The sequence below is a fragment of the Geomonas propionica genome (genome assembly GCF_016458235.1).
In the GTDB taxonomy this organism is placed as follows: domain Bacteria; phylum Desulfobacterota; class Desulfuromonadia; order Geobacterales; family Geobacteraceae; genus Geomonas; species Geomonas propionica.
In genome coordinates this window covers 60,646-85,872 of sequence record NZ_JAEMHK010000013.1, presented here as the reverse complement: position 1 = coordinate 85,872, position 25,227 = coordinate 60,646, and the positions used below count along the sequence as shown (strand labels likewise).

Sequence of the window (25,227 nt, the reverse complement as noted above, 5' to 3'; positions counted from 1 at the left end):
AATCATCCAGTGGGTTCAGATCCCGGTCATCTCCTCGATCTTCAGCTCCAGATCGTCGCCGTTTACCCGCACCACCTGGCCGTTGTCCTCCTCGGTGCGGATCACTCCCTCGTCAATCCATACCTGCAGACGCTCCATCTCCACGCCGAATTTCTCGCAGGCCTCGGCCGGGGTGTACCAACTCTTGGATACCAGCATGATCGCTCCCTCCTTCGCTTCGGTCCCACCCGGAGCTGAGGCGTCGCTGCTAAAAAAAGAGCGCGGCCGCCTCGGTTTTAATTACAGTTCCACCGTTGGATGGTACCGCTTCTGCCTATCATGTCAAGCAAGGCGGCGGGCGTAGCACCTCAAAACGATTAACTTTTTCGGCCCAAGCAATTTTTTGCTTTTATGCGCGGCGCTCGTGCCGATAAGAATACGGCGGCTACTTAATGAGTACCCCTTGGAGAGGGCACATGCCAAACAAGGATCAACGCGAGACCGTCCTGTTCGTGGACGACGAGAAAAGCTACTTGGCCTACACCAGTGAGCTCTTCGAGAACAGGGGGCTCCACATCGTGACCGCCTCTTCCGCGATGGAGGCGCTACAGATCGTCGAGCACCAGTCGGTGGCCGTGGTGGTCTCGGACAACGAGATGCCCGGCATGCGCGGCATCGAGCTCCTTTCTCGCATCAAGGAGGTCTCGCCCCACACCGTGAAAATCATGATGACGGGGAGCGCCGACCTTTCCACGACGCTGGCCGCCATCAACAGCGGCGAAGTGTTCCGGTTCGTCCTGAAACCATGGAAGAAAGCGGAGATGCTGCGGGCCGTCAAGGACGGCATCCGCCGCTACCGCGTGCTGCAGGCCATCAAGCGCGAGGACGAGTTCATCCTGTATTCGCTGGCGCAGACCATCGAACTGAAGGACGCCTGTACCAAGGGGCATTGCGACCGTGTCGCCACCCTGGCACTGAGGCTGGCGGCGAAACTCGGCATCCCTGAGGACATCCAACAGGAGATCAGGTACGGAAGCTGGCTGCACGACTGCGGCAAGATCGGGGTTCCCGAGGCGATCCTCAACGCGGAGCGCGCTCTGACACCGGAGGAGTTCAAGATCGTCATGAAGCATCCCGAGTGGGGGTGCGAAGTGGTGAGAAAAGCGAACCTCTCCAAGACGGTGCAGAATATCGTGCTCTACCACCACGAGCGGTTTGACGGCAAGGGGTACCCTCACGGGCTGGAAGGGAGCAAGATCCCGATGGAGGCCCAGATCGTCGCCACCGCGGACATCTGCGACGCGCTGACCATGGACCGCCCCTACCGTAGGGGGTTCAACCGTGAAGAGGTGATGTGGACCATGAAGGGGATGAGCGGCTCCAACCTCGACCCCAAGCTGGTGCAGGTGCTCTTCTTCCTGTTGGCCGAGGACCAACCTACGGAAATCTAAAGCAAAGGCTGAACCATTGGCCACGCTTGCGGGCCGTAGCGCTTCAGCGCGAAGGTTCGGAGAAAATCTGAGGAAATCTGAGAGAACCAAAAAGCTTTAGGGGGAAATCCAAAAAGCTTCTGGTTTAGCCTGCTCCGAAGTCCTCAGATTTCCTCCGTGGCTAAAGGTTTTTAAGCATAAAAAAAGGGAGCATCGATGACGCTCCCCCCTTACCGACGGCTGGCTCCAGCCGCTTATTTTTTCTTCCGCACCTCGTCCAGCGCCTTTTCGAAACGCGCTTGGTCGAATCCCTTCAGCACCTTGGCATCCTCCCCAATGACGATGACCGGAACGCCCTGGCTCTTGTACTTGCCGGTAACCATCTCCATGGCGGCGCTGTCCAACTCCACATCCCTGTTGATGAAGGGGATGTTGTTCCTGGTGAAGTATTCCTTGGCGGCCTTGCAATGGGGGCACCAGGAGGTGGAGAACAGGACGACCTTGGGATACTTGGTCTGCACGCTGTGGCTGCCAAGCGGGCTCTGCGGGAGTTGCTCGGCGCCGGCCACGAGGCCCGGGCAGACGAGGGTTACGGCCAGGATTGCAGTCATCAGGATGCGCATGTTCACTCCCCCTTTGCGTCTTTCTTAGCGGTGCCGGCAACCTTCAGTTGGCGCCGAACCAGCTTGAACGTGAGTGTCTTCGGGTTGCCGGGACGATGTACCAGGACCAGCACCGGGGTCCCGGCGCGCCCGCGCAGGCGTCGCTCGACGATGAAGTTGAAGTCGCTGCCGGCGGTCGGGGTGCCGTCGACCTGGGTGATGATGTCACCGGCCTTGATTCCGGCCAAATGAGCCGGTCCACCGGCAACCAATTGCCGCACCACGATGGTGCCGTCGGCCCTGGGGACCCCGTCGATGCCGACCCCGCCGAAAACGGCGGCAGCCTGGCCGGAGCCCGGCAGGAGCATAAGGGTGAAAAGCAATATGGCGCACAGGGTCTTGGTCATGGCCAGTGAAGTTATACGAGAGCCACCCCGGCTGTCAACTATGCTTTTGCCGTGCTAACCCCTCTATGTTATAAATGATGCTTTAATCCACCATCGGGGTGTTGACATGACTGCTAGAACCAAGGTGAAACAGGCGCTGGATGAAGGCAAAGCCGGCAGCACCATCCTGGTCAAGGGATGGGCGCGCACGATCAGAAACAGTAAGGGTGTCACCTTCATCTCCTTAAACGACGGCTCGTGCCTGTCCGGGATCCAGGTGGTCGCGGAGCCCGACCTCGACAACTATGACGAGGTGACCGGCATCGGTACCGGCAGCGCCCTTGCGGTCACCGGGCTCCTTCAGGAGTCGCCGGCAGCCGGACAGGCGCTGGAACTGAAGGCGCAGCAAATCGAGGTGGTCGGCGGGGCGGACCAGGAATACCCGATGCAGAAGAAGCGGCACACCTTCGAGTACCTGCGCACCATCGCGCATCTCAGGGTGCGTAGCAACACCTTCGGCGCCGTGTTCCGGATGCGTTCGGCCTTGGCCCAGGAGGTGCACCGCTTCTTCGCCGAGCGCGGCTTTCTCTACGTACACACCCCGATCATCACCGGCAACGACTGCGAGGGGGCCGGGGAACTGTTCCGGGTCACCACGCTCGACCTCGCCCACCCGCCGCTGGAGAACGGCGCAATAGATTTCTCCAAGGACTTCTTCGCCACCGCCACCGGGCTCACCGTGAGCGGGCAGCTCGAAGGGGAACTCTTCGCGCAGGCCTTCTCCGACATCTACACCTTCGGCCCCACCTTCCGGGCGGAGAACTCCAACACGGCCCGCCACGCCGCCGAGTTCTGGATGATCGAACCCGAGATGGCCTTTGCCGACCTGGCCGACGACGCCGACCTCGCCGAGGCATTCTTAAAGAGGCTGTGCCGATTCGCGCTGGATCACTGTGGCGAAGACATGCAGTTCTTCAACACGCAGATCGACAAGGGGCTGATCCAGAGGATCGAGGCGGTGGCGCAGGCGTCTTTCGCGCGTATGGACTACGGCGAGGCGATCGAGCGGCTCAAGAAGGCGCCGGTGTCGTTCCAGTTTCCGGTGGAGTGGGGGCTCGACCTGCAAAGCGAGCACGAGCGCTACCTGACTGAGCAGGTGGTGGGTGGGCCGGTCTTCATCCTCAATTACCCCAAGCAGATCAAGGCCTTCTACATGAGGCAGAACGACGACGGCAGGACGGTCGCAGCCATGGACCTCCTGGTCCCCAAGGTCGGCGAGATCATCGGCGGGAGTCAGCGCGAGGAGCGCCTGGAGCTATTGGAACAGCGCATGCTGGAGACGGGTATCGCACCGGAGTCGCTCTCGTGGTACCTCGACACAAGGCGCTGGGGCTCCACGCCGCACGCCGGTTTCGGGCTCGGCTTCGAGCGGCTGATCATGTACCTGACCGGCATGGAAAACATCAGGGACGTAATCCCCTTCCCGAGGACACCGAGGCACGCGGAGTTTTAGGGGCCGATAAAGATAAAGACTGAGACTGAGAGAAACCAAAGCAGAAAAAGGGAGAGGCAAGGGCCATAGGCGCCTTGCCTCTCTTCGTTTTCTCAGTCTTACTCTTACTCTTAGTCTGGTCTCTACTCTGCCTTTGCCGGCCAGTAGCTGCCGCCGGTGAGCACGGCTTTTATCTTGCCGATTTTGACCTTGGTCGAGACCATCACCGGTATCTTCAGGGCATCATCGGTGAGCCAAACCTTGACTTCGCCGGTGCGGGCGAAGAAACCGTCGGCCTTCATCATGGGTTGCACCACGATGGTCTTGAAACGCCCCACCGGCGTCTCGACCTCCTCCCGCTTGAGCACCTTCACCTCGGTGTTCCACAGTTTTTTACAGTCGTAGATGTCTACGAAGAGGGAGCGGCCGGGGACGAGGTCGAGGGTGCGGACGTAGTAGACGATGGAAAGGGGATCGTAGGTATTGGCGCTGATGTCGTCGATGTGCTGGGTCTTGTGCAGCAGGTCCTTGGACTCCACCTTGAGCTTCTGCTGGTCGAACCTCGCCTCCTTGAGGCGCCGGTGACTCCCCTCGCTGATCTTGTTGCGGAAGTACCTGGGAAAACCGAAGCGGTCGCCGCTGCCGCGCACTACCACGGACTCGGCACGGTCTTCCACCCGGAAGAAGGTATCAAGCCAGGGCGTGGAGCGGGTGGTGGTTACGATGTGGAACTCATTTCCCTTGGTGCTCACTTCCTGTACCGTGGTCCCCGCCTTGACGCCGGTCCAACTGACGTCGTAGACCAGCTTTTCGTTGGGGCTCATGGCGCTGGCAGGAAGGGCGGAGAGGACGACGAGGGTGAAAAAGGACAATAAGGCTGAAATTTTCATATCCACAGATTAGCCCCTGGCGATATTTTTTATCAAGGGAAAAAGTTTAGGGATTACCTAATGTTATACATTTCACACGCGGTTGGTGTCGGAGTGGGGGAAGTTGTCGGAGGGAAAGCGTGGGGGCGAATGATCATTCGCCCCTACAGGTGAACGAACCGGGCCTAGGCGCCGCTACTCTTGGTAATCATGATCACCCCGACCGCGACCAGCACCGTACCCGCCCAGCGCAGCGGATTCACCGCCTCGTGCAGGAAGTACTGGGACAGGAAAGCGACCAGTATGTAGTTCAGGGCCTGCATCGGCAGGGCCACCGACAGGTCCTCCCAGGAGAGGACGGCGAGCCAGAGAAAGAAGAAGACGGCGAGCATGGCGGTGCCGAAGACGAGCTTGGGGGTGGTAAGCGCCTGCACGGCCACCCTCATGATCCCCCTCAGGTTCATGGTGGAGATGTCTCCCAGTTCCTTCATGCCGCTGGCGAGCAGCAGGTCCCCGATGGTCCCCGCCGTCACCGCGATGAGCATGACTACTACGGTTTTAAACATACGTCTTTTCCTCTCCGCGGTAGTTTCTCAGCCTGACGCCGTCCTGGGCCAGCTTCTCCCTCACCCGCGGGCTGGTAAGGGCCGCCAGTTCCGCCTCGTGCTGATAATCGGGCATGCGGCGCGTGAGCGTGGCGCAGGGGTGGCAGCCGGGGTGGAAATAGATCTCGGTGATCCCCTCCCCTACTCCGTCCAGTGCCCGCAGCAGATACTCCTCGGTCATGTGCCCCGAACTCAGCAGCCCTTTCACCTCGCGCGCGTAGCGGATGCCGAGCCGATCGAGCCGGGGCCGGCAACGGTCGGCCAGGCGCGCGAAGATGAAGGCGTCGGCGCACTTCCCCACCAGCCGGGTCCGGTCCAGAGCGAGGTTCGCCGGGAGGTTCTCCCTGGTCAGGCGAAAGCTTTTGATGCCGTAGCCGGGCATCAGTTCACAGAGGATGTCGAACACCACCGGATGCATGTGAATGTTGAGGTGGCCGTCGACGTGGGAGAGCTCGACACCGGCATCCCGGCACTTGGCCAGTTGCGCGTCTATCTCCTGGCGCAGCTTTTTCCTGAGTCCCTTGAGGAAAAAGTAGCGCATCCCCGCCAGCACCGCGTCGTCACCGAACTCTCCCGCCGCGTCGGTCAAGGCCGGGAGTCCCTGCTGCGCCAGGACCGCGCTCCCCTGCACCAGGGTGAGGTGCAGCCCCACCTGCAGGGCGGGGTTGGCGCGGGCGAAGGCAGCCGCCTCCGCGAATGCGTCGCCTCCCACCATGAGCGAGGTGCTGGTGAGCATCCCCTCCTGCCAGGCCTTGATGATGCCGCGGTTGGCCCCGGCGCTCAGCCCGAAGTCGTCGGCGTTGAGAATTATCTCTTTCATGTGGACCTATCATCTCCTCCCCCAGGAGGGGGGAGGTCGGGAGGGGGGAAGTTAAGCACATGCCCCCTCCCTAACCCTCCCCCTCCAGGGGAGGGGACCATGCCGGTACAGGATCGTCTGACTAGCAGGCGGCCTGCTTGCGCTTTCTCATGTAGCTCAGGTACTGGGCACCTTCTTTGAGGAGCTTGCGGCGCATCTGGGAGTCGACCAGCATGCTGAAGATGCTGCGCGCTATGTAGCGGGGGCGGAAGTAGAACTTGTTGTAGAACAGCTCCACCGCGTCGAAGATCTCCTGGTTGGTGAGGTCGGGGTAGTTGATGACGCACTTCTGGTGCCCGGTCTCGTCGAGGAAGCTGTCGGAGGCGATCCAGCCGTTCTCCTTGGCCATCTGGTAGAACTCGGTCCCCGGGTACGGGGAGGCCAACGACACCTGGATCGAGGTGAGGTCGAGATCGATGGCGTAGGCGATGGTTTCCTTGATGGTCTCGCGGCTCTCGCCGGGAAGCCCCAGCACGAAGGCGCCGTGCACCGTGATGCCGAGCTTCTTGCAGTTCTTGGTGAACTCGATCGCCTGCGCCTTGGTGACACCCTTCTTGATGTTCTTGAGGATCTGCTCGTTGCCCGACTCGTAACCGACCACCACGTGGTGCATCCCCGCGTCACGCAGCTCCTTCAGGGTCTCGTAGTCGCAGTTGGCGCGGGCGTTGATCACCCAGGAGACGTTCAGGGGCTTGATGAGCCTGGCGATGGCGATGGCGTGCTGCTTATCGGCGGTGAAGGTGTCGTCGTCGAAGGAGATGTCCTTTACGTGGGGGAGGTTCTCCTTGATCCACTTCACCTCCTCGTACACGTTCTCCGGACTTCTCTTCCTCAGCGTGCGCCCGGAGAAGGTCTGGGGCCACAGGCAGTAGATGCAGCGCGAGGGGCAGCCGCGGCTGGCGTAAATGGAAACGTAGGGATGCCGGAAATGCGGGATCACGTACTCGTCGATGGGGAGGTCGCGCTGGTAGATCTGGCTTGCGAAGGGAAGCGCGTCGAGGTCGGCGATGGGGGCCCGATCCTTGGTGTGCACCACCTTGCCGTCCTTCATGAAGCTGATGCCTTCCACCTCGTCCCACGGTTTTCCCTCGCACAGCTCCTTGGTGGAGTAGTCGAACTCGCCGCGGCAAACGATGTCGACCGCGCCGGCGGCGAATTTGAGGCTCTCCTCGGGAAGGATGCTCACGTGGGGGCCGGTCAATACCGTCACCGTCCCGGGTTTCTGCGCCTTGACCCGGCGTGCGGTCTCCACGTCGATGGCCAGGGTCGGGGTGGAGGTGTACATCACCACCATGTCGTACTCTTTGGCTATATCAAGGCAGGCATCGAGGTCCAGACGCTGCACCGGCGCGTCGACGACGCGGGAGCCTTCGATCATCCCGGCCGGATAGGTGAGCCAGCCGGGGAACCAGAAAGAAGTCACCTCGCGCGAGGCCTGGTAACGCGCACCGGCACCTCCGTCGAAATCCTCGAAGGTCGGCGGGTTCAAAAACAACGGCTTCATACACCCCTCCAGATTAATAACGTCACACCCAAAAAAGAAGCCTGACTATAAGACGGCGGCCACCTTTTGTCAAGGCGAACCGCCCCTAACTCCCGTAAAGCGTTGCGGCGGCGGCTCCCCTCTGATAAAGTGACCGGTCGAAAGGGAGAACCCAAATGGCCAAGGAAAACAAAAGCCTGGGTGTGGTCGCGGCCATGCCCCAGGAGATCGCGCCGGTACTGGCGCGCATAAAGGGATATGCCCGGGGCAACATCGACGGGCGCAACCTGTACCGTTTCCCCGTGAACGGCAGCTTAGTCTACCTGATCGAGTCCGGCATGGGACCGGCGCAGGCCGCGGCGGCGACCAGGGCGCTGATCCGGCACGCCGCTCCGGACGTCATCCTCAATTTCGGTTTCGGCGGTGCCGTCCTGGCCGGCCTGGAAGTCGGCGAACTGATGCTGGCGGACCGGGTCTTCCGCCTGGAGCAGAACGAGCTCAGCGAGCTCACCCAGCCCGACCCCGCCCTGGCGAGCCTGCTTCAGGACCACTGCGCCCGCGTGGGGCTGCAGTTGCGGCGCGGAGGTTTCATCACCGCCTGCGGCATCAGGAGCAAGACGGAGATGGCGAGCCGGCTGGGGGGAAGCACCCCGCTCCCTCTTCTCGAGATGGAGACGGCGGCGGTGCTCGAACAGGCGCAGGCCGCGGGGGTTCCGCTGGTGGCGATCCGGGGGGTGAGCGACGCGGCCGACGAGGAGCTTGGTTTTGCCATCGAGGAATTCTGCGACGCCAGCCTCAACGTGGTTCCCTGGCGGGTGGCGTTGACCATGGCCAAGAGGCCGTGGTTGATTCCGCAACTGATCAGGCTGTCGGGAAACTGCCGGAGGACCGGAAAGCGGCTGGCGCTGGCCGTCGAGCTCGCGCTGCAGGCGCTGACGCGACAGCCCCAGCCTTAGTCGAAGCTCTCGGAGAAACGGGCGGCGATCTCCCCCTTCACGTAGGCGTCCGCCTCGGCGGCGGTGGCGAAGCTCAGCGCCTTCAAGGCCACCGCGCGCGCCTCCTGCACGGTGCAGCGGCGCAGGATCTTCTTGACCCGCGGGATGGAGACCGCGTTCATGGAGAGCTCGTCGTAACCAAGTCCCAACAGGATCGGGAGGTACTCGGGATCCCCCGCCATCTCGCCGCAGATGGAGGCCTCGATCCCCGCGGCGTGGGCCGCGTCAACGATGGTCTTCAGCGAGCGGAGCACGGCCGGGTGCAGCGGCTGGAATAGCGATGAGAGGTGCTCGTTGGTGCGGTCAATGGCCAGCGTGTACTGGATCAGATCGTTGGTGCCGACGCTGAAGAAATCGACCTCCGCCGCCAGGAGGTCGGCGATGACCACGGCCGACGGGATCTCGATCATGATGCCGACCTGCACCTTCTCGTCGAAGGGATGCCTGCCGCGCAATTCTTCCTTCACTTCCTCCAACAGGGCCTTGGCGGCCCGCACTTCGGCCACGCCCGACACCATAGGGAAGAAGAGCTTCACCTCGCCGAAGGCACTCGCCCTCAGGATGGCACGCAACTGCGCCTTGAACGCCTCGGGCTGGCGCAGCGACAGGCGTATCGCCCGCACCCCCAGCGCCGGGTTCATTTCGTCGGAGAGGTCGAGATCGGTGAGGCACTTGTCGCCGCCGATGTCGAGCGTCCTGATGGTCACCGGCTGCGGCGACATTTTCTTCACCAGCGCCGCGTAGGCCTCGAACTGCTCCTCCTCGGTGGGGAGTTTGCTGCGGTTGAAAAAGAGCATCTCGGTGCGATACAGCCCGATTCCCTCGCCGCCGTGCTTGTGCACCGAGGCAACCTCCTCGATGAACTCCACGTTCCCCTTAAGACGCATGCGGTGCCCGTCCAGGGTCTGGGCCGGCAGGTCGCGCAGTTTCAAGAGCTCCCGCTCTACGTACTCGTAGCGCTGCTTCTTCTGCAGGTACTCCCTGAACTCCTCCGCACTAGGATTGACGATCACCACGCCGGTGGAGCCGTCGATAATCAGGGTATCCCCTTCGCGGACCAGGGTGGTGACCCGCTCCAGCCCCACCACCGCAGGGACCTCGAAGGCCCGCGCCAGGATGGAAGAATGGGAAGTCTTCCCGCCGAGGTCGGTGATGAACCCTATCACCTTGTTCTTGTCGATCTGCAGGATGTCGGCCGGGGAGAGGTCGTGGGCCACCACGATCACCTTCCCGTCGATGTTGTCCAACGGCTCCTGTTTCTGCCCCACCATGTGCCGCAGCACGCGCTCGACCACGGTCTCGACGTCGCTGCCGCGCTCGCGCAGGTACTCGTCGTCCACGCCGTCAAAGAAGGCCTTGAAGCGCCCCAGGGTTCGTTTCAGGGCGCCCTCGGCGTTGATGCCGAGCCGCTCGATGTACTGGGTGGTCTCGCCGACCAGCATGGTATCGTCGAGCAGCATCAGGTGGGCGTCGATGACGCAGAGGTGCTCAGGACCGTGGGTGCTGGTGAGTTGCTCACGCAGGTCGCACAATTCCCCTTTGGCCCGCTCGATGGCGCGGGTGAAGCGCTCCAGCTCCCCCGGGATCTCCTCGTTGGCCACCAGCACCTCGGTGACCGTGACGCGGCGCCGGTCGGTGATGCGGATCTGCCCGATGGCGATGCCTGCGGAGGCCCCGATCCCCTTCAGCTGTGTCGACTCACTCTTCTCCGAATCCATTCCGGATCAGCTCCCCGATTGCGGCGTAGGCCTCGACCTCGTCCGTCCCCTCGACCTTGAGGGTGATGGTGCTCCCCTTGGCCGCCGCCAGCATCATGATCCCCATGATGCTCTTGCCGTTCACCTCGACCCCCTCCCGCTCGATCCTGATCTCGGAGGAGAAACCGCTGGCGGTCTTCACCAGGAGCGCGGACGCCCTGGCGTGCAGCCCCAGCTTGTTCGGTATTACGAAATCGCCTTCAATCATATGTGCACTCCCCACCTGCGCCGAGGCTTCGGTGGGTAAACCCTCCTTAGCGTTACTTTTTGAGGAAGTCCCCGGCTACCGTGATCCCTTCCTGCGCGCTCTCCTTGAGCTTCAGGGCCAATTCCGAGACGCTGCAGCGGTTGCGCTCCTGGGTGAAACGGATCAGCATCGGGAGGTTGACGCCCGTAAGCACTTCCACCTTCCCTTCCTCCAGGAAGGAGATGCTCATGTTGGAGGGGGTGCCGCCGAACATGTCAGTCATGATGATGGCACCGTCGCCGGAGACCCGCGCCACGGCCTCCTTGATGGCGCTCATGACGTCCGCGGCCGACGCGTCGTGGGCGATCCCCACCGCCTCGGCCATTTCCAGCTTACCTACGATCATCTCCGCCGCGGTCAAAAGCTCACTGGCCACGCCGGCGTGTGCTACCAAAAGCAGTCCTATCATCCCAGCCCCTTCTCTATGTCCCTATGGGAAATTTTTATGTTCACGTTCCGCTGCCGGAAGTAGTGGTACAGCTCTTCTGCGATGGCCACCGAGCGGTGCCTGCCGCCGGTGCAGCCGATGGAAACCGAAAGGTAGGATTTTCCTTCCCGCCGGTACCCCGGCAGCAGGAACTCCAGCATGTCCCGGAAACGCTCCAGGAACACCATGGTCTCCTTCTGCTTGAGTACGTAGTCGCGCACCCCCGGCTCCAGGCCGGAAAAGGGACGCAGCTCGGCCACGAAATACGGGTTGGGGAGAAAGCGCACGTCCATGACCAGGTCGCTCTCCAGGGGGAGTCCGTAGCGGAAGCCGAAAGACTGCAGGTTCACCTGCATCTCCAGGGCCCCCTCGCCCCCCTTGACCAGCCCGATCACCAGCTCCTTCAAGCGGTGCACGTTCATCTCCGACGTGTCGATGATGGCGGTGGCGATGCGCCTAAGGCCCGCCAGCTGGTCCCGCTCGAAGCGGATCCCCTCCGGGACGCTCGCCCCTTCCAGTGCGGGATGGCGGCGGCGGGTCTCGGAGAAGCGCCGGATCAGCACCTCGTCGGTGGCGTCGAAATAGAAGATCTTGACGCTGTGCCCGGCCGAGGCGATGGCCTGGAACACCTGGTCGTAGCCCTTGATGAAATCGCGGCTCCTGATGTCCATCACCAGGGCCACGTCCTTAATGTCCTCGCGGGAGTGCTCCACCAGCTCGATGAAGGTGCTCACCAGTGAGACCGGCAGGTTGTCCAGGCAGAAGAAGCCTTCATCCTCCAAGGCCTTCACCGCCGTCGATTTTCCCGAGCCCGAGAGGCCGGTTATGATGACGATGCGCATGCTATTCCACCTCGTTGCCCAGGGGGCGGAACTCCAGGCGGGCCAGGAGCTTCTCGTGGAACTCGCGCGCGGAATGGTATCCCATCCCCTTCAGGAGGAAGTTCCTGGCGGCGACCTCGATGATCGAGGTGAGGTTCCGGCCCGGGCGTACCGGGATCTTCACGTGTGGCAGGTCCACGCCCAGGATGGTCTTCATCGGCTCGTCGATTCCCAGCCGCTCGTACTCCTGGTTCGCGTCCCACTCCATGAGTTCCAGCACCATGTCGATGATCTTCTTCTCGCGGATCGAGGAGACCCCGTACAGGTCCTTGATGTTGATGATGCCCAAGCCGCGGATCTCCATGTGGTACTGGATGGTCTCCCCCGCCTGCCCCACCAGCGCCGCCGGCATCTTCTTCTTGATGTGGATCACGTCGTCGGCCACCAGGCGGTGCCCGCGGATGACGAGGTCGAGGGCGCACTCGCTTTTGCCGATGCCGCTCTTGCCCAAAAGGAGCACGCCAACCCCCAAAACGTCGACCAGCACGCCGTGGATGTGGGTCGAGGGAAGCAGGCTCTCTTCGAGAAACTTGGTGATCAGGCTGATGAAGGTGGAGGACTGGTGGTGGGTCACCAGCAGCGGGATACCGGCTGCCTCGGCGCTGCGCTTCAAAAACTCTGGGGGATCGAGCCCCTTGGTGACGATGAAGCAGGCGATGGGGTAGCTGCAGAGCTTCTCGATGTGCCGTGAGCCGACCTCCTCGGGGATCTGGCTCAGGTAGGAGATCTCGGTGTTGCCCAGCACCTGGACCCGGTCCGGATGCAGGTGTTCCGTGTAGCCGGTGAGGGCCAGGCCCGGCTTTTGGATGCGGGAGCTGTAGAGCCGGTTACTCAGGCCCACGTCACCGCCCAGAAGCTGCAGGTCGAGGCCGTAGGCCTTGTCCTCCAACAGATCCTTGATGCTGAGGCTCATACTTGTCAAAGCTGTGACCTTTCCCCCGTGCACGCGAACAGCCCCAGAAGGGGCCGTTATCACGATGGGAGGCGCCACGGGGACGCCTCCCATCCGCTTCTCGGCCGGGAGCTTGCGCTCTCGGCCGCTCTATCAGTTCAAAAAGAACGCTACGGGTTCTCCGGGGTGATCAGGCCGTAGTTGCCGTCTTTGCGACGGTACACGACGTTGATGGTCTCGGTGGAGGACTCGGTGTAGACCAGGAAGTCCTTGTGCAAAAGTTCCATCTGCATCACCGCTTCTTCAACGGACATCGGCTTCATGGTGAAGCTCTTGGTCTTGATGATGACCGGGGCCTGGGTGCCTGCCTCGATCCCCTCGGCCTGCACGATCGCCTTCTGCACCTGGCGCTCGCGCGCGTCGGAAGCGGGCTTGTGGGCCTTGATGCGCTCCTTGAAGCGGCGCAGCTGGCGCTCGATCTTATCGGATACCGCGTCAATGGAGGCGTACATGTCGTTGGTCTCTTCCGCGGCCTTGATGGTGATCCCCTTGGCGTTGATGGTCACCTCGGCCAAGTGGCGGATTTTCTCAACGGTCAAAAATACCTGGACGACAATCGGCTCGTCTATATATTTCTTAACCCGGTCCAGCTTCTCCTCAGCGTAGCTTTTCAGTGCTTCGCTCGGTTCCATGTGCCTGAAAGTTGTAGTTATCTGCATACGAAGTACCTCCTTTTATTGTCAATACACGCGAAGCGCCCGCCCCGGGGGCAGTGCTCGCGTTAGAAATGTTTCTTGCGCTCCGACGACGAACCGATGCGGAGCATCTCGCGGTACTTCGTGACGGTGCGCCGGGCGATCACGATGTTGTGCCCGGAAAGGAGCTCCGCCAGGCGCTGATCCGAGTAGGGGCGCTTGGGATCCTCGTTGTCCACCAGCTCCTTGATCTTGCTCTTGACGCTCTCGGAGGCGATGAAATCCCCCTCGCCGGTGGAGATCCCCGAGTTGAAGAAATACTTCAGCTCGAAGAGCCCCTGGGGGGTCTGCATGTACTTGTTGGTGGTGACGCGGCTGATGGTGGATTCGTGCATGCCGATGTCCTCGGCGATGTCGCGCAAAACCAGCGGGCGCAGGTGCTCGATGCCGCGGTCCAGGAAGTCGCGCTGGAACTTGACGATGCTCTTGGCCACCTTGAAGATGGTGCGCTGGCGCTGCTGGATGCTCTTGATGAGCCAGATGGCGGAGCGCATCTTTTCGCCGATGTAGTCCTCGGCAACCTTGTCCACCGCGCGGCTCGCCTTGGCTTCCGGTGCGTAGATCGGGTTGATCCTGAGGTTGGGCATCCCCTCGTCGTTGAGCATCACCACGTACTCGTCGCCCACCTTGTGCACGAAGATGTCGGCGGAGATGTACTGCACGTCGTCGCTGCCGAAGAGCCGCCCCGGCTTCGGGTCGAGTTCGGCGATGATGCGGGTGGCAGCCAGGATGTCATTCACGTCCACGCCGAGCACCTTGGCCGCCTGTTTGTACTTGTGGCTCTCCAGGTCCTTCAGGTGGTCGCGCAAAAGCGCCTCCACCAGGCTCCCCGACATGCCCAGGCTCGCCACCTGGATCAGCAGGCACTCGCGCAGGTCGCGCGCGCCCACGCCGACCGGGTCGAATTCCTGGATCCGCTTCAGGACCCCCTCGACCAGCGGCGTCAGCACGCTCTCGGCGAAACCGTCGGCAGCTTCGGCCGACTGCTCCTCGGGAGCGTCGCCGGGAAGCCCGGCCCACTCCAGGGCCTCTTCGTGAAAGGGGCTGACCTGGACGCAAGCCGAGGCGATGTCCTCGAGGGTCGCGCGCAGGTAGCCGTCCTCGTCGATGTTGCCGATGACTTCGGCCCCGACCGCCATCTCGCGCTCGGTGAGGCGGGTCAGGCTCAACTGCCAGAGCAGGTGGTCGAACAGGGTGGATTTCTTGGTGAGGAGGTTTTCAAAGGAAGGACGGTCCTCGTCGTCGTAATACTGTTCTCCGGAGCTGTAGTTGTAGCCGTCGATGTAGGAATCCCAGTCGGTGTCCCGGGTCTCTTCGCCGGCACGGACCTCCTGAAAGTCGCTGGCGGAAGTTTCCGGCTCCGGCTCCTTCTCGCGCAGCTCGAGCTGCTCCGGCTCGCGGATCTCCTCCTGTTCGATCACCTCGTCCAGGATGGGATTTTCCTCCAGTTCCTGCCGCACTACGTCCTGCAACTCCAGCCGGGAGAGCTGAAGCAGCTTGATGGCCTGCTGCAACTGGGGGGTCATCACCAGTTGCTGACTCATTTTCATCTGCTGGCGCATCTCAATTGCCATAAGTCCTCACTGAACCTGAAACCGTTGTGCGGAGTTCAAACCGTTCTACCAAGCATGTAACATGTTCTAGGTTCTGCGTTCTGCATTAAAGCAGGAAACCTGCTGATTTGTGGTTGCTGTTTTCGGAACTTCCTGCTGTGTGAGAGCTGAATCTACTCATGTTCATGGGGAAGCTGTTCTCTTTGTTCTCATTATAGCGCGGGGAAGAAACCTTGGCGACCCCGATTTGCATTTTTAATGTAGCCCCTGGAAACAGGAACATAGAACGTAATTTCTCTTTACAGCCTGAACTTGTCGCCCAGATAGATCTCGCGAGCCTTCTTGCTCTGCGAAATTTGAACCGGCTCGCCCACTTCGAGCACCTCGCCGGCGTTCATGATGTAGGCCTTGTCGCAGACCCCGAGAGTCTCGCGCACGTTGTGGTCCGAGATCAGCACCCCGAGCCCCTTCTCCTTCAGCGCCCTGATGATGTTCTGGATGTCGATCACGGCGATCGGGTCGATGCCGGCGAACGGCTCGTCCAGCAGGATGAAACTGGGGTCGGTGGCCAGGGCGCGGGCGATCTCGACGCGGCGCCTTTCACCTCCGGAAAGGGCGTAGCCCCGGCTCCCGGCGATGTGCTCGACCCGGAACTCGGCCAGCAGCTCCTCCACCCGTTCCCTGCGCCGCACCGGTTCCAGGTCCATGGTCTCCAGGACGGCAAGGAGGTTGTCCCTGACGGTGAGGCGGCGAAACACGGACGGCTCCTGCGGCAGGTAGCTGATGCCGCGGCGGGCCCTCTGGTACATGGGGAGACCCGTGATCGGCTCGCCGTCCAGAAAGACCTGCCCCTGGTCGGGACGGGTCAGCCCCACCACCATGTAGAAGGTGGTGGTCTTGCCGGCGCCGTTGGGACCTAAAAGCCCGATCACCTCGCCCGAGGAGATCTCCAGGTCCACGCCCTTCACCACCATGCGCTTGTTGAAGCCCTTTTCCAGCCCCTTGGTGTAGAGGGTGCTACGGCTTGCTACCGGCATTCTTTCCTCCCGGATGGATGACCGCTTCCACCCGTTCCTTCGGGCCGCTGGTAACCACGCTTCTCTGCTCGTTGACGTAGTAGGTGATGATCCTGCCGGTCACCACGTCCTCCCCCGAAACCACCTTGGGATTGCCGTCCAGGATGATGCGCGCCTCTTTGGGATCATAAATCCCGTGGGCGCCGGTCGCCTGGCGCTCTTCTTGGACAACGCGCACGTTGCCGAAGGCCTCGACCTGCGACACCTCGTTGTTGGGGCCGCTGTAGGTGACCACCAGACGGTCCGTGTACAGGGTCATGTCGCCCTGGCGGGCCACCACCTTCCCCTCGAACGTCGCCGTCTTCTTATCGTTATCGGTATTGAGCGTGTCCGACTTTATCTTTAAAGGCTCTTTATTGCTGGTGCCCTGCGCGGCGTACCCCGCGGTAGCCAGCGCAAGCAACAGCGCGAGACAGGAGACGATACGGCGCATCACTTCCCCCCCTGCCGGTACACGGCGGTTACGTCCTTCAACAACCTAAACTTCCGAGTCTGCGTGTAGTACTCCATACCTGTCCCTTCCAAATCGCTTCCGATGTCCGTCAACCTGACCCGCTCCGAAGTCTGCAGCATGCTGCGCGCCGCGACGTAGTTGACGCGGGGGGCGGCGAAGCCGTACCCCTTGCTGCTTTTGCCCCGCACGTTGCCGACCAGGGCGATGTCCCTGGTCCCGTTGTGGTATTGCCCGGCATCCGCTGTTATCACCAACTCGCCGAGCCCTCCCGCCCCATGCACCACCATCTGGACGCCGGAGAGGTAGGAGATGTCGGCCTGCTTGTTATAGTCGGCCCTTTCAGCGGTGAGCTCCCAGTGCTTGATGCCCTGTTTGGTTTCCGTGTAATGGAAGTTGTGCAGGGAAACATCCACCTGGAGCGGAAGCTTGCGCACCGACAACTTCGGGGCCACTTCCTGCTGCATACGGAAGACTATGGTGGCAATCACCAACAGGGATGCAACAACTGCCAGGATGCCGAGGAATCGCTTGAAATTATTGAAGTTATGCATGATTTCGCTGGAAGTATAGCATCTAAAAAATTCACTGTAAAGCGCATTTTGGTGCAGTTCTAAAATTTTGGCACAAAGATTGAAGAAGGCGCAAAATGGCGGTTGGCCACGTAATTCATGAGAATTCGGCAGCTTAAAAGGGCCGCCGGTCCCGGACGGAAAACGGGACCGGCGGCGCGGGTATCTGTCGGAAGTGGAGACAGGATCAGCGGCGGTTGGCGAGGTACCAGGCGTAGGTGTCCCGGAGCCCCTGGTCGAGTTCGATCTTGTGGCGCCACCCCAGCTCGTGGATGCGGCTCACGTCGCTGAGTTTTCTGGGGGTGCCGTCGGGCTTGGAAGTGTCGAAAAGGACTGCACCGGCAAAGCCGACCACCGCCGCGATGCGGCGTGCCAGCTCGGCGATGGTGAGTTCCTCGCCGCTGCCGACGTTGACCGGGTCCCACCCCTCGTAATGCTGCATCAGGAAGAAGGAGGCAGCGGCGACGTCATCCACATGGACGAACTCGCGGTACGGCGTCCCGGTTCCCCAGATGGTGACGTTATCCGACCCGGCCTCCTTGGCCTCGTGGAAGCGGCGGATCAGAGCGGGGAGGACGTGCGAGGTGGTGAGGTCGAAGTTGTCGTTGGGACCGTAGAGGTTGGTGGGCATGGCGCTGATGAACCGGGTCCCGTACTGGCGATTGTAGGACTGGCACATCTTGATGCCGGCGATCTTTGCGATGGCGTAGGGCTCGTTGGTCGGCTCAAGCGGGCCGGTGAGGAGCGCCTCCTCCTTGATCGGCTGCGGCGCGAGCTTGGGATAGATGCAGGTGGAGCCCAAAAGGAGCAGTTTCTTGACCCCGCAGAGGTAGCTCGAGTGCAGCACATTGTTCTGGATCATCAGGTTGTCGTAGATGAAGTCGGCGGGGAAGCTGTTGTTGGCGACGATGCCGCCCACCTTGGCCGCCGCCAGGAACACGTAATCCGGACGCTCCGCTTCGAAAAAGGCCCGCGTAGCCCCCTGGTCGCGCAGGTCGAGCTCGGAGCTCTTGCGCAGCACGAGATTGTGGTAACCCTGGCGCTCCAGCTCCCGCACTAGGGCCGAGCCGACCAGGCCGCGGTGGCCCGCCACGAAGATCCTGGCGTCATTTTCCATCGGCTCTCATCTCCCGTTCGGCGATGGCGAGGTCGGACTGGGTCATCATCTTGACCAGCTCCGCGAAGCTCGTCTTCGGCTCCCATCCCAGCTCGCGCCTGGCCTTGGTGGCGTCCCCCAGCAGCAGGTCGACCTCCGCCGGACGGAAGTAGCGCGGGTCGATCTCGATCAGCACCTTTCCGGTCTTCACGTCGAAACCCTGCTCCTGCTCGCCCGCCCCTTTCCAGGACAGCTCCATGCCGAGACTGCCGAATACCTGCTCGGCGAACTCCCTGACGCTGTGGGTTTCGCCGGTGGCCACCACGTAGTCGTCGGGCCGGTCCGCCTGGAGCATGCGCCACATCGCCTCGACGTAATCGCCGGCGAAGCCCCAGTCCCTTTTGGCCTCCAGGTTGCCCAGGTAGAGCCGGTCCTGCAGCCCGAGCTTGATGCGCGCGGCGGCGCGGGTGATCTTCCTGGTCACGAAGGTCTCGCCGCGGCGTGGGGACTCGTGGTTGAACAGGATGCCGTTGCAGGCGAACATGTTGTAGCTTTCCCGGTAGTTCACCGTAATGTAGAAGGCATAGGCCTTGGCGCAGGCGTACGGGGAGCGGGGGTAGAAGGGAGTGGTCTCCCTCTGTGGGGTCTCCAGCACCTTGCCGTAGAGCTCGGAAGAGGAGGCCTGGTAGAAGCGGGTGGTGATGCCCGCCTCCTGGATCCCCTCCAGGATGCGCACCGCCCCCAGGGCGTCCACCTCGGCGGTGTACTCGGGCACGTCGAAGGAGACGCGGACATGGCTCTGGGCGCCGAGGTTGTAGATCTCGTCGGGATGGATTTCCCGCAGCAGGCGGTTGATGGAGCTCGCGTCGTTGAGGTCGCCATAATGGAGGAACAGCCGCGTGTCCGCCTCGTGCGGGTCGCGGTAGATGTGGTCGATGCGGCCGGTATTGAAGGAGGAAGAGCGGCGGATCACGCCGTGCACCTCGTACCCCTTGGAAAGCAGGAGTTCGGCGAGGTAGGAGCCGTCCTGGCCGGTGATGCCTGTGATGAAAGCCTTTTTCATGATGCCTCCGGGTGAACTGAATTACATATGAATAACATGCCGGAGTCGGACCGCAAGCCGGCGCAGGCGCAGTTTCAAGTGGAGGAGAGGATCTTTTCGATGATGCGGCTGGTGGAACGGCCGTCCACGAATTCGATCAGCTCGACCCGTCCCCCCATCGATTCGACCAGTTCGCGCCCCACCACCTGATCCATGCTGTAGTCCCCCCCCTTGACCAGGATGGACGGGCGGAGCGCCTCGATCAGCCTGAGCGGGGTGTCCTCGTCGAAGAGGACCACGTAATCGACGCACCCAAGCGCCGCCAGGATGTGGGCCCGTTCCTTCTCCTCGATGAGCGGCCTCCCCTCCCCTTTGAGGCGGCGCACCGAGTCGTCGGTGTTGAGCCCCACCACCAGGAGGTCGCCCAACTCCCGCGCCTTCTGCAGGTATTTCACGTGCCCCACGTGCAGCAGGTCGAAGCAGCCGTTGGTGAACACCATCTTTTTGCCGCGGGCGCGCTCCCGGGCCATCAGGTGGGCGAGGACGTCCAGGTTCTTGATCTTGGAGTCGCTGTCGCGCAGGGAGTGCCCGACCTCCGCGACGATCTCGCGCGGCGAGACCGTGGATGTGCCGAGTTTGCCGACCACGATACCGGCGGCCACGTTGGCCACCCAGGCCGCGTCCGCGAGCGCCAGCCCGCAGGCAAGCCCCAGGGACAGCACCGAGATTACCGTGTCCCCCGCGCCGGTCACGTCGAACACCTCGCGGGCGACCGTCGGGATGTGCACCGCCTCCCCCTGTGCCGGGAAGAGCGACATGCCGGCCTCGCTGCGGGTGATGAGCAGCGCGTCGAGTTCCAGGGTAGAGAGGATCTTTCCGGCAGCCAGTTCGAGCGTGGCCTGATCGGTGATGTCGGTCCCCGAGGCAACCTCAGCCTCCTTGCGGTTGGGGGTGAGCACCGTGGCGCCGCGGTACTTGGCGAAGTCGTCGCCTTTGGGGTCGACCACCACCGGCACGCCCAGCTCCCGCCCCTTGCGGCAGAGCGCGGAGAGGAGCGCCGGGGTGAGCACCCCCTTCAGGTAGTCCGAGACCACCACCACGTCGAAGTCGCCCAGGTGGGCCAGGAGGTAATCGAGGAGGGCCTTTTCGCTGGCGGCGCCGATCGCGGAGCGCATCTCCCTGTCGATCCGGACGATCTGCTGGTTGGCGGCGATAACGCGGGTCTTCTTGCTGGTGGTCCGGTCCGCGGCCTCGATGAGGCCATCCACCCCGGCCCCCTTCTCCTCAAGCGCGTGGCGCAGCAGTTGGCCGTTTTCGTCCGTGCCGATCACCGAGCCGACCGCTACCCGGCAGCCGAGGGCGGCCAAGTTATTGATCACGTTACCCGCGCCCCCAAGGCGCAGGTCCTCGCGCGCCACCTCGACCACCTGCACCGGCGCCTCGGGGGAGATGCGTTCCGCGCGCCCCCAGAGGTATTCGTCCAGCATCAGGTCGCCGACCACCAGGGCGCGCACCGTGGTGGCACGTTCGAAAAAGGATTCTACTTCTCTACGATCCATGCAGTCTCCTAAAGCCGTTCAACGTTCAACGTTCAATGTTCAATCGGCATTTATGGCTAAAGTTTTACTGCAAAAATACGTTGTACCACCTAAAACTCAAATAACAGGTTCACGCCTTGCGCTGGCTGCTTTTCAGGAACCGGATAAACCCGTTCAGGATGTTGCTTATTCTGTTACAGCGCACCATTACCGCTTCAAAGTCCTTCTGATCAAGATAACCAATGTCCAACCCGGCATAGGTGAGACTTTTGACCTCGGAAAGCGAGCCACGAGAGATAATCAGATACTGGACAAACTCTTTATTACTGCCCCGATCAAAGCCTTCCGCAATGTTGGACATCACCGAAACGGCATCTCGTTGAATCTGGTCTCGAAACCCGTAGTCCCTGCACCCACCAACATGCCGGTAGATTTCGCTTACCAATAGCCGTGCTTCTTTCCACGAATCAACATCTTCGAACCGCTGAATTCTCACGTCGCCACCTCCGGTACAGGTAAAGCAGTGAAGAAGTTAACGTCGAACGTTGAACGTTGAACGGGTTCAGATTCTGTCCAAAATGCCCGCGGCGAGCAGCGGAATCATAACCTCATGGTGCCCGGTAACCGTGTAACCGCGGCTGTCGCCGGAGGTGGGGCGCTTGACCACGTTGGTGAGCGGCCGGTAGTGCTGCTGCATATCGAAATTGGCGGTGGTGAAACGGTCGACGTGGTGCCCCAGGTTCTGAGCTATGGAAAGGGCCTTCAAGAACACTTCGGGCAGCAAGACGGCGCTGCCGATGTTGAGATAGACGCCGCCGTCACCGAGCTCGGACACGACGGAGGTGAAGATCCTGAAATCGGTGAAGCTCGCGGCCCCGAAAACGGCGCCGTCGGCTGATGGATGCTGATGGGTGATGTCGGTGCCGATGGCGACATGCACGGTGACCGGAATCCCCTGTTCCACACAGGCCGCCATCAGGCTCTGCTCCCGGTAGGGGAGCTCGCGCTCCAGGATCATGCGCCCGAGCGCCTCACCATGGCCGAGCCCCTGGGCGACGCCCCGTTTCAACGCCTCGTTGATCTGGGCGCCGGTCTCCTGGGCCATGCCGAAGCTGCCGGCATGGAGCACGGCGCCGACGTCCTCGCTGGTGGCGCCGATCAGGGCGATCTCGAAATCGTGGATGGAACCGGAGCCGTTCAAGGCCACGGCGGTGATCACGTCGGCCTCGATGAGGGATTTGAGGACGGGCTGCAGGCCGCATTTGATGACGTGCCCCCCCATGGCCATCACCACGGGCTTCCCGTTGGCACGGGCGGCAACGACGGCGTCGACGACTCCGTTCAAGGCCTGGGAGCCCAACTGATCGGGCATGGCGGCCAGGAGCTCGGCGACGGTCATGCCGGCGCGGACCGGCTTGGCGAAGTGCTCCTGCACGTTCATCTTGTTCTTGCGGGACGCTATCGGGTAGGTGCTGACACCAGAAAAATCAAGTGGCCGGTATTTCACAGCGATCCTTTCTGCAGCTTTCGATTTGATTTCTACATGCGTGGAGCTTGCCGACAAGGGAAGACAAGGGGACTGGCACCTGCGGAGCCAGTCCCCCTCATGAATCAGATCCCGTAGAACTCGCGGTACCAGGCGACGAAGCGGGCGACGCCCTCCTCGATTGAGGTGGCGGGGCGGAAACCGACGTCCCGCATCAGGTCGTCCACATCGGCGAAGGTGGCCGGAACGTCGCCGGCCTGGATCGGCAGCAGGTTCTTCTGCGCTTCCTTGCCGAGAGCCTGCTCCAGCACCTCGATGAACCTCAGGAGCTCGACCGGGTTGTTGTTGCCGATGTTGTAGATCTTGTAGGGGGCGTAGCTGGTGCCCGGGTCAGGGTGGGCGCCGCTCCAGGTGGAGTCCTTCTCCGGCACCTTGTCGATGACGCGGGTGACCCCTTCGACGATGTCGTCGACATAGGTAAAGTCGCGCTGCATCTTGCCATAGTTGAAGACGTCGATGGGGCGCCCTTCGAGGATCGCCTTGGTGAACAGGAAGAGCGCCATGTCCGGGCGCCCCCAGGGCCCGTACACGGTGAAAAAGCGCAGGCCGGTGGTGGGGATGCCGTAGAGGCTCGAGTAGGTGTGGGCCATCAGCTCGTTGGCCTTCTTGGTGGCGGCGTAGAGCGAGACCGGGTGATCGACGTTATGGTGCACGGAGAAGGGCATGGCGGTGTTGGCGCCGTAGACCGAACTGGAGGAGGCGTACACCAGGTGCTTGACCCCGTGGTGGCGGCACCCTTCCAGGATGTTCATGAAACCGGAGAGGTTGCTGTCCACGTAGGCGTAGGGGTTGATCAGGGAGTAGCGCACCCCGGCCTGGGCGGCCAGGTTGACCACGACGTCGAAGCGCTCGCGCTCGAAGAGGGCCGCCATCCCCTCCCGGTCGGCCAGCTCCATCTTCACGAAGCGGAAGCCGGGCGTCTCTTCCAGCTGCTTCAGACGACCGTATTTCAGGTTGACGTCGTAGTAGTCGTTCAGGTTGTCCAGGCCGACCACTTCGACGCCGGCAGCCAAAAGTCTCTTGCTTAGGTGAAAGCCGATGAAACCGGCGGCACCGGTAACCAGCATCTTCCTCATGATTCCTCCTATGCCGCGGGGGGCGGCCAGATTTCTGGGATGCGCATATGTACTGGCTGCAACAGGAGGCCGGCATCCGCCGCCGGCTTTGAGACATTCAGACGCACCGCTTGTCGAGCGGCAGCGCCTGGTTTCGGCCTACGCGGGGCCGGAGCCGAAGGTGAAGCCCCCCTTGCCCCTGAGGAGGTCCATCAGGAGCGGGCATACACCTTCGTCGTTCTTCTGGGCGTCATAGTCAGGGACCAGCTTGGTGTAGTGCCGATCCACGACACCGTCGTGGCACTTGGAGAGCAGCGCCCCGAAGGCCTGCTCCAGTTCGGCGTGATCGATCTGGTAGTTTATGATCTCGTCGTAGCTGGTGCTGTCCCCGTACTTGAACACGCCGGGGAAGGACTGGTACCAGGTGTTGCCGAAGATGAGCGCCTTCTTCCCCTTGATGAGCGCCTCCCAGCCGACGGTCCCGGTGATGGTACAGACGAAGAGGGAGCGGTCGGTCAGTGTGTGGGTATTAGCGAACGAGGGGACGATCACCACGTTCTTGATGCGCCGCAGGCGGTGGTAGAAGAGCGGCCCCCGGTTGTAGGCACCCTGCTTCGGATTCTCCTTGACGTAGATCTTCACGTTATCCGGCAGGATGCTGGACAGGCATTCGATGGCGAGCGCCTGATCCCTGAAGTACCCCCCCAGCGCCGAGGTGGTCATCTCGGGCTGCAGCTGCAGCGGGAAGTAGACGAAGGGGACGTCCAGGTCATACTCCGCCTTCTCGTACTGGATGATGTGTTCGAAATACTCCAGCTCGTTGACATGGAAGAACCGCGCGAAGGGGTCGCGCCACTTGGGCAGTCGCCGGTAGATGTCGTTGGTGCGCTTCAGGATGTCGTACAGCTTGACCGGGTTCGCCAGGTACGAGGGCTTCTTGATGGCCAGGAAGGAGAGGATGTGGCCGATGGCCTTCGCCGTCACTTTCCCAGTCTCCCCCTGCTCCTGCTTCACGTTCTTCATGTAGAAGAGGTCGATTTCCTTGTTCTTCTCGATGTGTGCCGGCGGCGCCTGGTGCATCTTGGGCTCGAAGCTGCCATAGGCGTCCATGGAAGGCATGGAGAAGAACTTGTTCGGGAACAGGGACTGGGTCACGATCACGATCTTGAGCCCAAGGCTCTTGCCGATCTGGTACAGGATGGTGTCGTAGGCCAGGTGCGGCACGTTGAAGAACAGCATGTGGGTGATGTTGTTTTCAATGACCTTTTCCGCCATCACGTCGAACAGGATGTAATAGTAGTCCAGGTAATCCTGCATGCAGGCCAGATTGTGAGATTTATAGCAGAATTTTTCGTCCCTGCGATGCAGGTGATCGATGAAGATGGAGATGTCCTTCTCGAAGTCGTCCCGGGTGATCACCGAGTGCAAGAGGCCGTTGAACTTCTGCCCGTCCATGACGTGGGTCTTGCCGACCGCCCTGGTCCTCGTCATCCGGGTCATGGAGGAGGCCTTGAGATCGGAGTCCTTGTCGCCGACGTGCAACAGGAACTCGACCTCATCCCGGTACTGCTCCGTGATCTTCTGAAGGATCGCGCTGGTGTTCTTAGATGTGGAGATACAAAGTAGTCGCATTGCCATA

The 25,227-nt window shown here is 61.8% G+C and carries 27 protein-coding genes; 3 read left to right on the top strand and 24 right to left on the bottom strand.

All coding sequences use genetic code 11. The annotated features are described in order from the left end of the window. Positions 1 to 15: 15 nt before the first annotated feature. Positions 16 to 198 (bottom strand): helix-turn-helix domain-containing protein, encoded by a 183-nt coding sequence (locus tag JFN90_RS16520; RefSeq protein WP_199396230.1) that lies wholly within the window; start codon positions 196 to 198, stop codon positions 16 to 18. Positions 199 to 455: 257 nt separating this feature from the next. Here JFN90_RS16520 and JFN90_RS16515 point away from each other — a divergent pair, with 257 nt between their 5' ends. After that, on the top strand, positions 456 to 1,430 hold the full coding sequence (locus JFN90_RS16515; protein WP_199396229.1) for an HD domain-containing phosphohydrolase: 975 nt from the start codon (positions 456 to 458) through the stop codon (positions 1,428 to 1,430). 233 nt (positions 1,431 to 1,663) lie between these two features. Here JFN90_RS16515 and JFN90_RS16510 read toward each other — a convergent pair whose 3' ends face one another. Together JFN90_RS16510 and JFN90_RS16505 are read right to left on the bottom strand one after the other, a co-directional pair. Continuing rightward, positions 1,664 to 2,032, bottom strand: coding sequence for a glutaredoxin domain-containing protein (locus JFN90_RS16510; RefSeq protein WP_199396228.1), 369 nt, complete (start codon positions 2,030 to 2,032; stop codon positions 1,664 to 1,666). A 2-nt stretch (positions 2,033 to 2,034) separates the two neighbouring features. Beyond that, on the bottom strand, positions 2,035 to 2,418 hold the full coding sequence (locus JFN90_RS16505; protein ID WP_199396227.1) for a S41 family peptidase: 384 nt from the start codon (positions 2,416 to 2,418) through the stop codon (positions 2,035 to 2,037). A gap of 106 nt (positions 2,419 to 2,524) precedes the next feature. Here JFN90_RS16505 and asnS point away from each other — a divergent pair, with 106 nt between their 5' ends. Beyond that, a complete protein-coding gene (gene asnS / locus JFN90_RS16500; RefSeq protein ID WP_199396226.1) occupies positions 2,525 to 3,910 on the top strand; it encodes an asparagine--tRNA ligase in 1,386 nt (461 codons plus the stop codon). Between the two features lie 122 nt (positions 3,911 to 4,032). Here asnS and JFN90_RS16495 read toward each other — a convergent pair whose 3' ends face one another. From JFN90_RS16495 to hpnJ, 4 genes are all read right to left on the bottom strand, one after another. Further along, complete coding sequence (locus JFN90_RS16495) at positions 4,033 to 4,779, bottom strand: DUF3108 domain-containing protein (RefSeq protein ID WP_199396225.1); 747 nt, start codon at positions 4,777 to 4,779, stop codon at positions 4,033 to 4,035. A gap of 164 nt (positions 4,780 to 4,943) precedes the next feature. After that, on the bottom strand, positions 4,944 to 5,324 hold the full coding sequence (locus JFN90_RS16490) for an EamA family transporter (protein WP_199396224.1): 381 nt from the start codon (positions 5,322 to 5,324) through the stop codon (positions 4,944 to 4,946). Continuing rightward, on the bottom strand, positions 5,317 to 6,183 hold the full coding sequence (gene hpnK, locus JFN90_RS16485) for a hopanoid biosynthesis-associated protein HpnK (RefSeq protein ID WP_199396223.1): 867 nt from the start codon (positions 6,181 to 6,183) through the stop codon (positions 5,317 to 5,319). The genes JFN90_RS16490 and hpnK overlap by 8 nt, the downstream gene beginning before the upstream one ends. Positions 6,184 to 6,304: 121 nt before the next feature. Beyond that, positions 6,305 to 7,726 (bottom strand): hopanoid biosynthesis associated radical SAM protein HpnJ, encoded by a 1,422-nt coding sequence (gene hpnJ, locus JFN90_RS16480; protein ID WP_199396222.1) that lies wholly within the window; start codon positions 7,724 to 7,726, stop codon positions 6,305 to 6,307. 155 nt (positions 7,727 to 7,881) lie between these two features. Here hpnJ and JFN90_RS16475 point away from each other — a divergent pair, with 155 nt between their 5' ends. Next, positions 7,882 to 8,661 (top strand): phosphorylase family protein, encoded by a 780-nt coding sequence (locus tag JFN90_RS16475; RefSeq protein WP_199396221.1) that lies wholly within the window; start codon positions 7,882 to 7,884, stop codon positions 8,659 to 8,661. Here JFN90_RS16475 and ptsP read toward each other — a convergent pair. The 17 genes from ptsP to JFN90_RS16390 all read right to left on the bottom strand — a co-directional run bounded on the left by ptsP (position 8,658) and on the right by JFN90_RS16390 (position 25,226). Next, on the bottom strand, positions 8,658 to 10,418 hold the full coding sequence (gene ptsP, locus JFN90_RS16470) for a phosphoenolpyruvate--protein phosphotransferase (protein ID WP_199396220.1): 1,761 nt from the start codon (positions 10,416 to 10,418) through the stop codon (positions 8,658 to 8,660). The two genes, JFN90_RS16475 and ptsP, sit on opposite strands and share 4 nt — an antisense overlap. Next, positions 10,399 to 10,665 (bottom strand): HPr family phosphocarrier protein, encoded by a 267-nt coding sequence (locus JFN90_RS16465; RefSeq protein WP_199396219.1) that lies wholly within the window; start codon positions 10,663 to 10,665, stop codon positions 10,399 to 10,401. Before JFN90_RS16465 ends, ptsP begins: the two co-directional genes overlap by 20 nt. Before the next feature lie 52 nt (positions 10,666 to 10,717). After that, on the bottom strand, positions 10,718 to 11,113 hold the full coding sequence (locus JFN90_RS16460; protein ID WP_199396218.1) for a PTS sugar transporter subunit IIA: 396 nt from the start codon (positions 11,111 to 11,113) through the stop codon (positions 10,718 to 10,720). Beyond that, complete coding sequence (gene rapZ, locus JFN90_RS16455) at positions 11,110 to 11,973, bottom strand: RNase adapter RapZ (RefSeq protein WP_199396217.1); 864 nt, start codon at positions 11,971 to 11,973, stop codon at positions 11,110 to 11,112. The genes JFN90_RS16460 and rapZ overlap by 4 nt, the downstream gene beginning before the upstream one ends. Position 11,974: 1 nt before the next feature. Beyond that, complete coding sequence (gene hprK, locus JFN90_RS16450) at positions 11,975 to 12,925, bottom strand: HPr(Ser) kinase/phosphatase (protein WP_199396305.1); 951 nt, start codon at positions 12,923 to 12,925, stop codon at positions 11,975 to 11,977. Positions 12,926 to 13,074: 149 nt separating this feature from the next. Continuing rightward, positions 13,075 to 13,623 carry a ribosome hibernation-promoting factor, HPF/YfiA family gene (gene hpf, locus JFN90_RS16445; RefSeq protein WP_199396216.1) on the bottom strand — a complete coding sequence of 183 codons (549 nt, stop codon included), beginning with the start codon at positions 13,621 to 13,623 and terminating at the stop codon, positions 13,075 to 13,077. A gap of 62 nt (positions 13,624 to 13,685) precedes the next feature. Beyond that, entirely contained in the window at positions 13,686 to 15,233 is a 1,548-nt protein-coding gene (rpoN, locus tag JFN90_RS16440) for an RNA polymerase factor sigma-54 (protein WP_199396215.1), read from the bottom strand. A 278-nt stretch (positions 15,234 to 15,511) separates the two neighbouring features. Further along, entirely contained in the window at positions 15,512 to 16,249 is a 738-nt protein-coding gene (lptB, locus tag JFN90_RS16435) for an LPS export ABC transporter ATP-binding protein (RefSeq protein ID WP_199396214.1), read from the bottom strand. Beyond that, entirely contained in the window at positions 16,230 to 16,721 is a 492-nt protein-coding gene (lptA, locus tag JFN90_RS16430; protein ID WP_199396213.1) for a lipopolysaccharide transport periplasmic protein LptA, read from the bottom strand. Before lptA ends, lptB begins: the two co-directional genes overlap by 20 nt. Further along, entirely contained in the window at positions 16,721 to 17,293 is a 573-nt protein-coding gene (lptC, locus tag JFN90_RS16425; RefSeq protein ID WP_199396212.1) for an LPS export ABC transporter periplasmic protein LptC, read from the bottom strand. Before lptC ends, lptA begins: the two co-directional genes overlap by 1 nt. A 205-nt stretch (positions 17,294 to 17,498) precedes the next feature. Then, positions 17,499 to 18,428 carry a GDP-L-fucose synthase gene (fcl, locus tag JFN90_RS16420; RefSeq protein ID WP_199396211.1) on the bottom strand — a complete coding sequence of 310 codons (930 nt, stop codon included), beginning with the start codon at positions 18,426 to 18,428 and terminating at the stop codon, positions 17,499 to 17,501. Further along, the gene (gene gmd, locus JFN90_RS16415; protein ID WP_199396210.1) at positions 18,418 to 19,470 is read right to left on the bottom strand and encodes a GDP-mannose 4,6-dehydratase; all 1,053 of its coding nucleotides are present in this window, start codon (positions 19,468 to 19,470) and stop codon (positions 18,418 to 18,420) included. The genes fcl and gmd overlap by 11 nt, the downstream gene beginning before the upstream one ends. A 74-nt stretch (positions 19,471 to 19,544) precedes the next feature. Next, entirely contained in the window at positions 19,545 to 21,008 is a 1,464-nt protein-coding gene (gene hldE / locus JFN90_RS16410) for a bifunctional D-glycero-beta-D-manno-heptose-7-phosphate kinase/D-glycero-beta-D-manno-heptose 1-phosphate adenylyltransferase HldE (protein ID WP_199396209.1), read from the bottom strand. Positions 21,009 to 21,117: 109 nt separating this feature from the next. Then, positions 21,118 to 21,483, bottom strand: a complete 366-nt coding sequence (locus JFN90_RS16405; RefSeq protein WP_199396208.1) for a four helix bundle protein — start codon at positions 21,481 to 21,483, stop codon at positions 21,118 to 21,120. A 66-nt stretch (positions 21,484 to 21,549) separates the two neighbouring features. Beyond that, the gene (locus JFN90_RS16400; protein WP_199396207.1) at positions 21,550 to 22,494 is read right to left on the bottom strand and encodes a hypothetical protein; all 945 of its coding nucleotides are present in this window, start codon (positions 22,492 to 22,494) and stop codon (positions 21,550 to 21,552) included. A 104-nt stretch (positions 22,495 to 22,598) separates the two neighbouring features. Continuing rightward, on the bottom strand, positions 22,599 to 23,609 hold the full coding sequence (locus JFN90_RS16395; RefSeq protein ID WP_199396206.1) for an NAD-dependent epimerase: 1,011 nt from the start codon (positions 23,607 to 23,609) through the stop codon (positions 22,599 to 22,601). Between the two features lie 138 nt (positions 23,610 to 23,747). Beyond that, on the bottom strand, positions 23,748 to 25,226 hold the full coding sequence (locus JFN90_RS16390) for a capsular polysaccharide export protein, LipB/KpsS family (RefSeq protein WP_199396205.1): 1,479 nt from the start codon (positions 25,224 to 25,226) through the stop codon (positions 23,748 to 23,750). Position 25,227 lies beyond the last annotated feature (1 nt).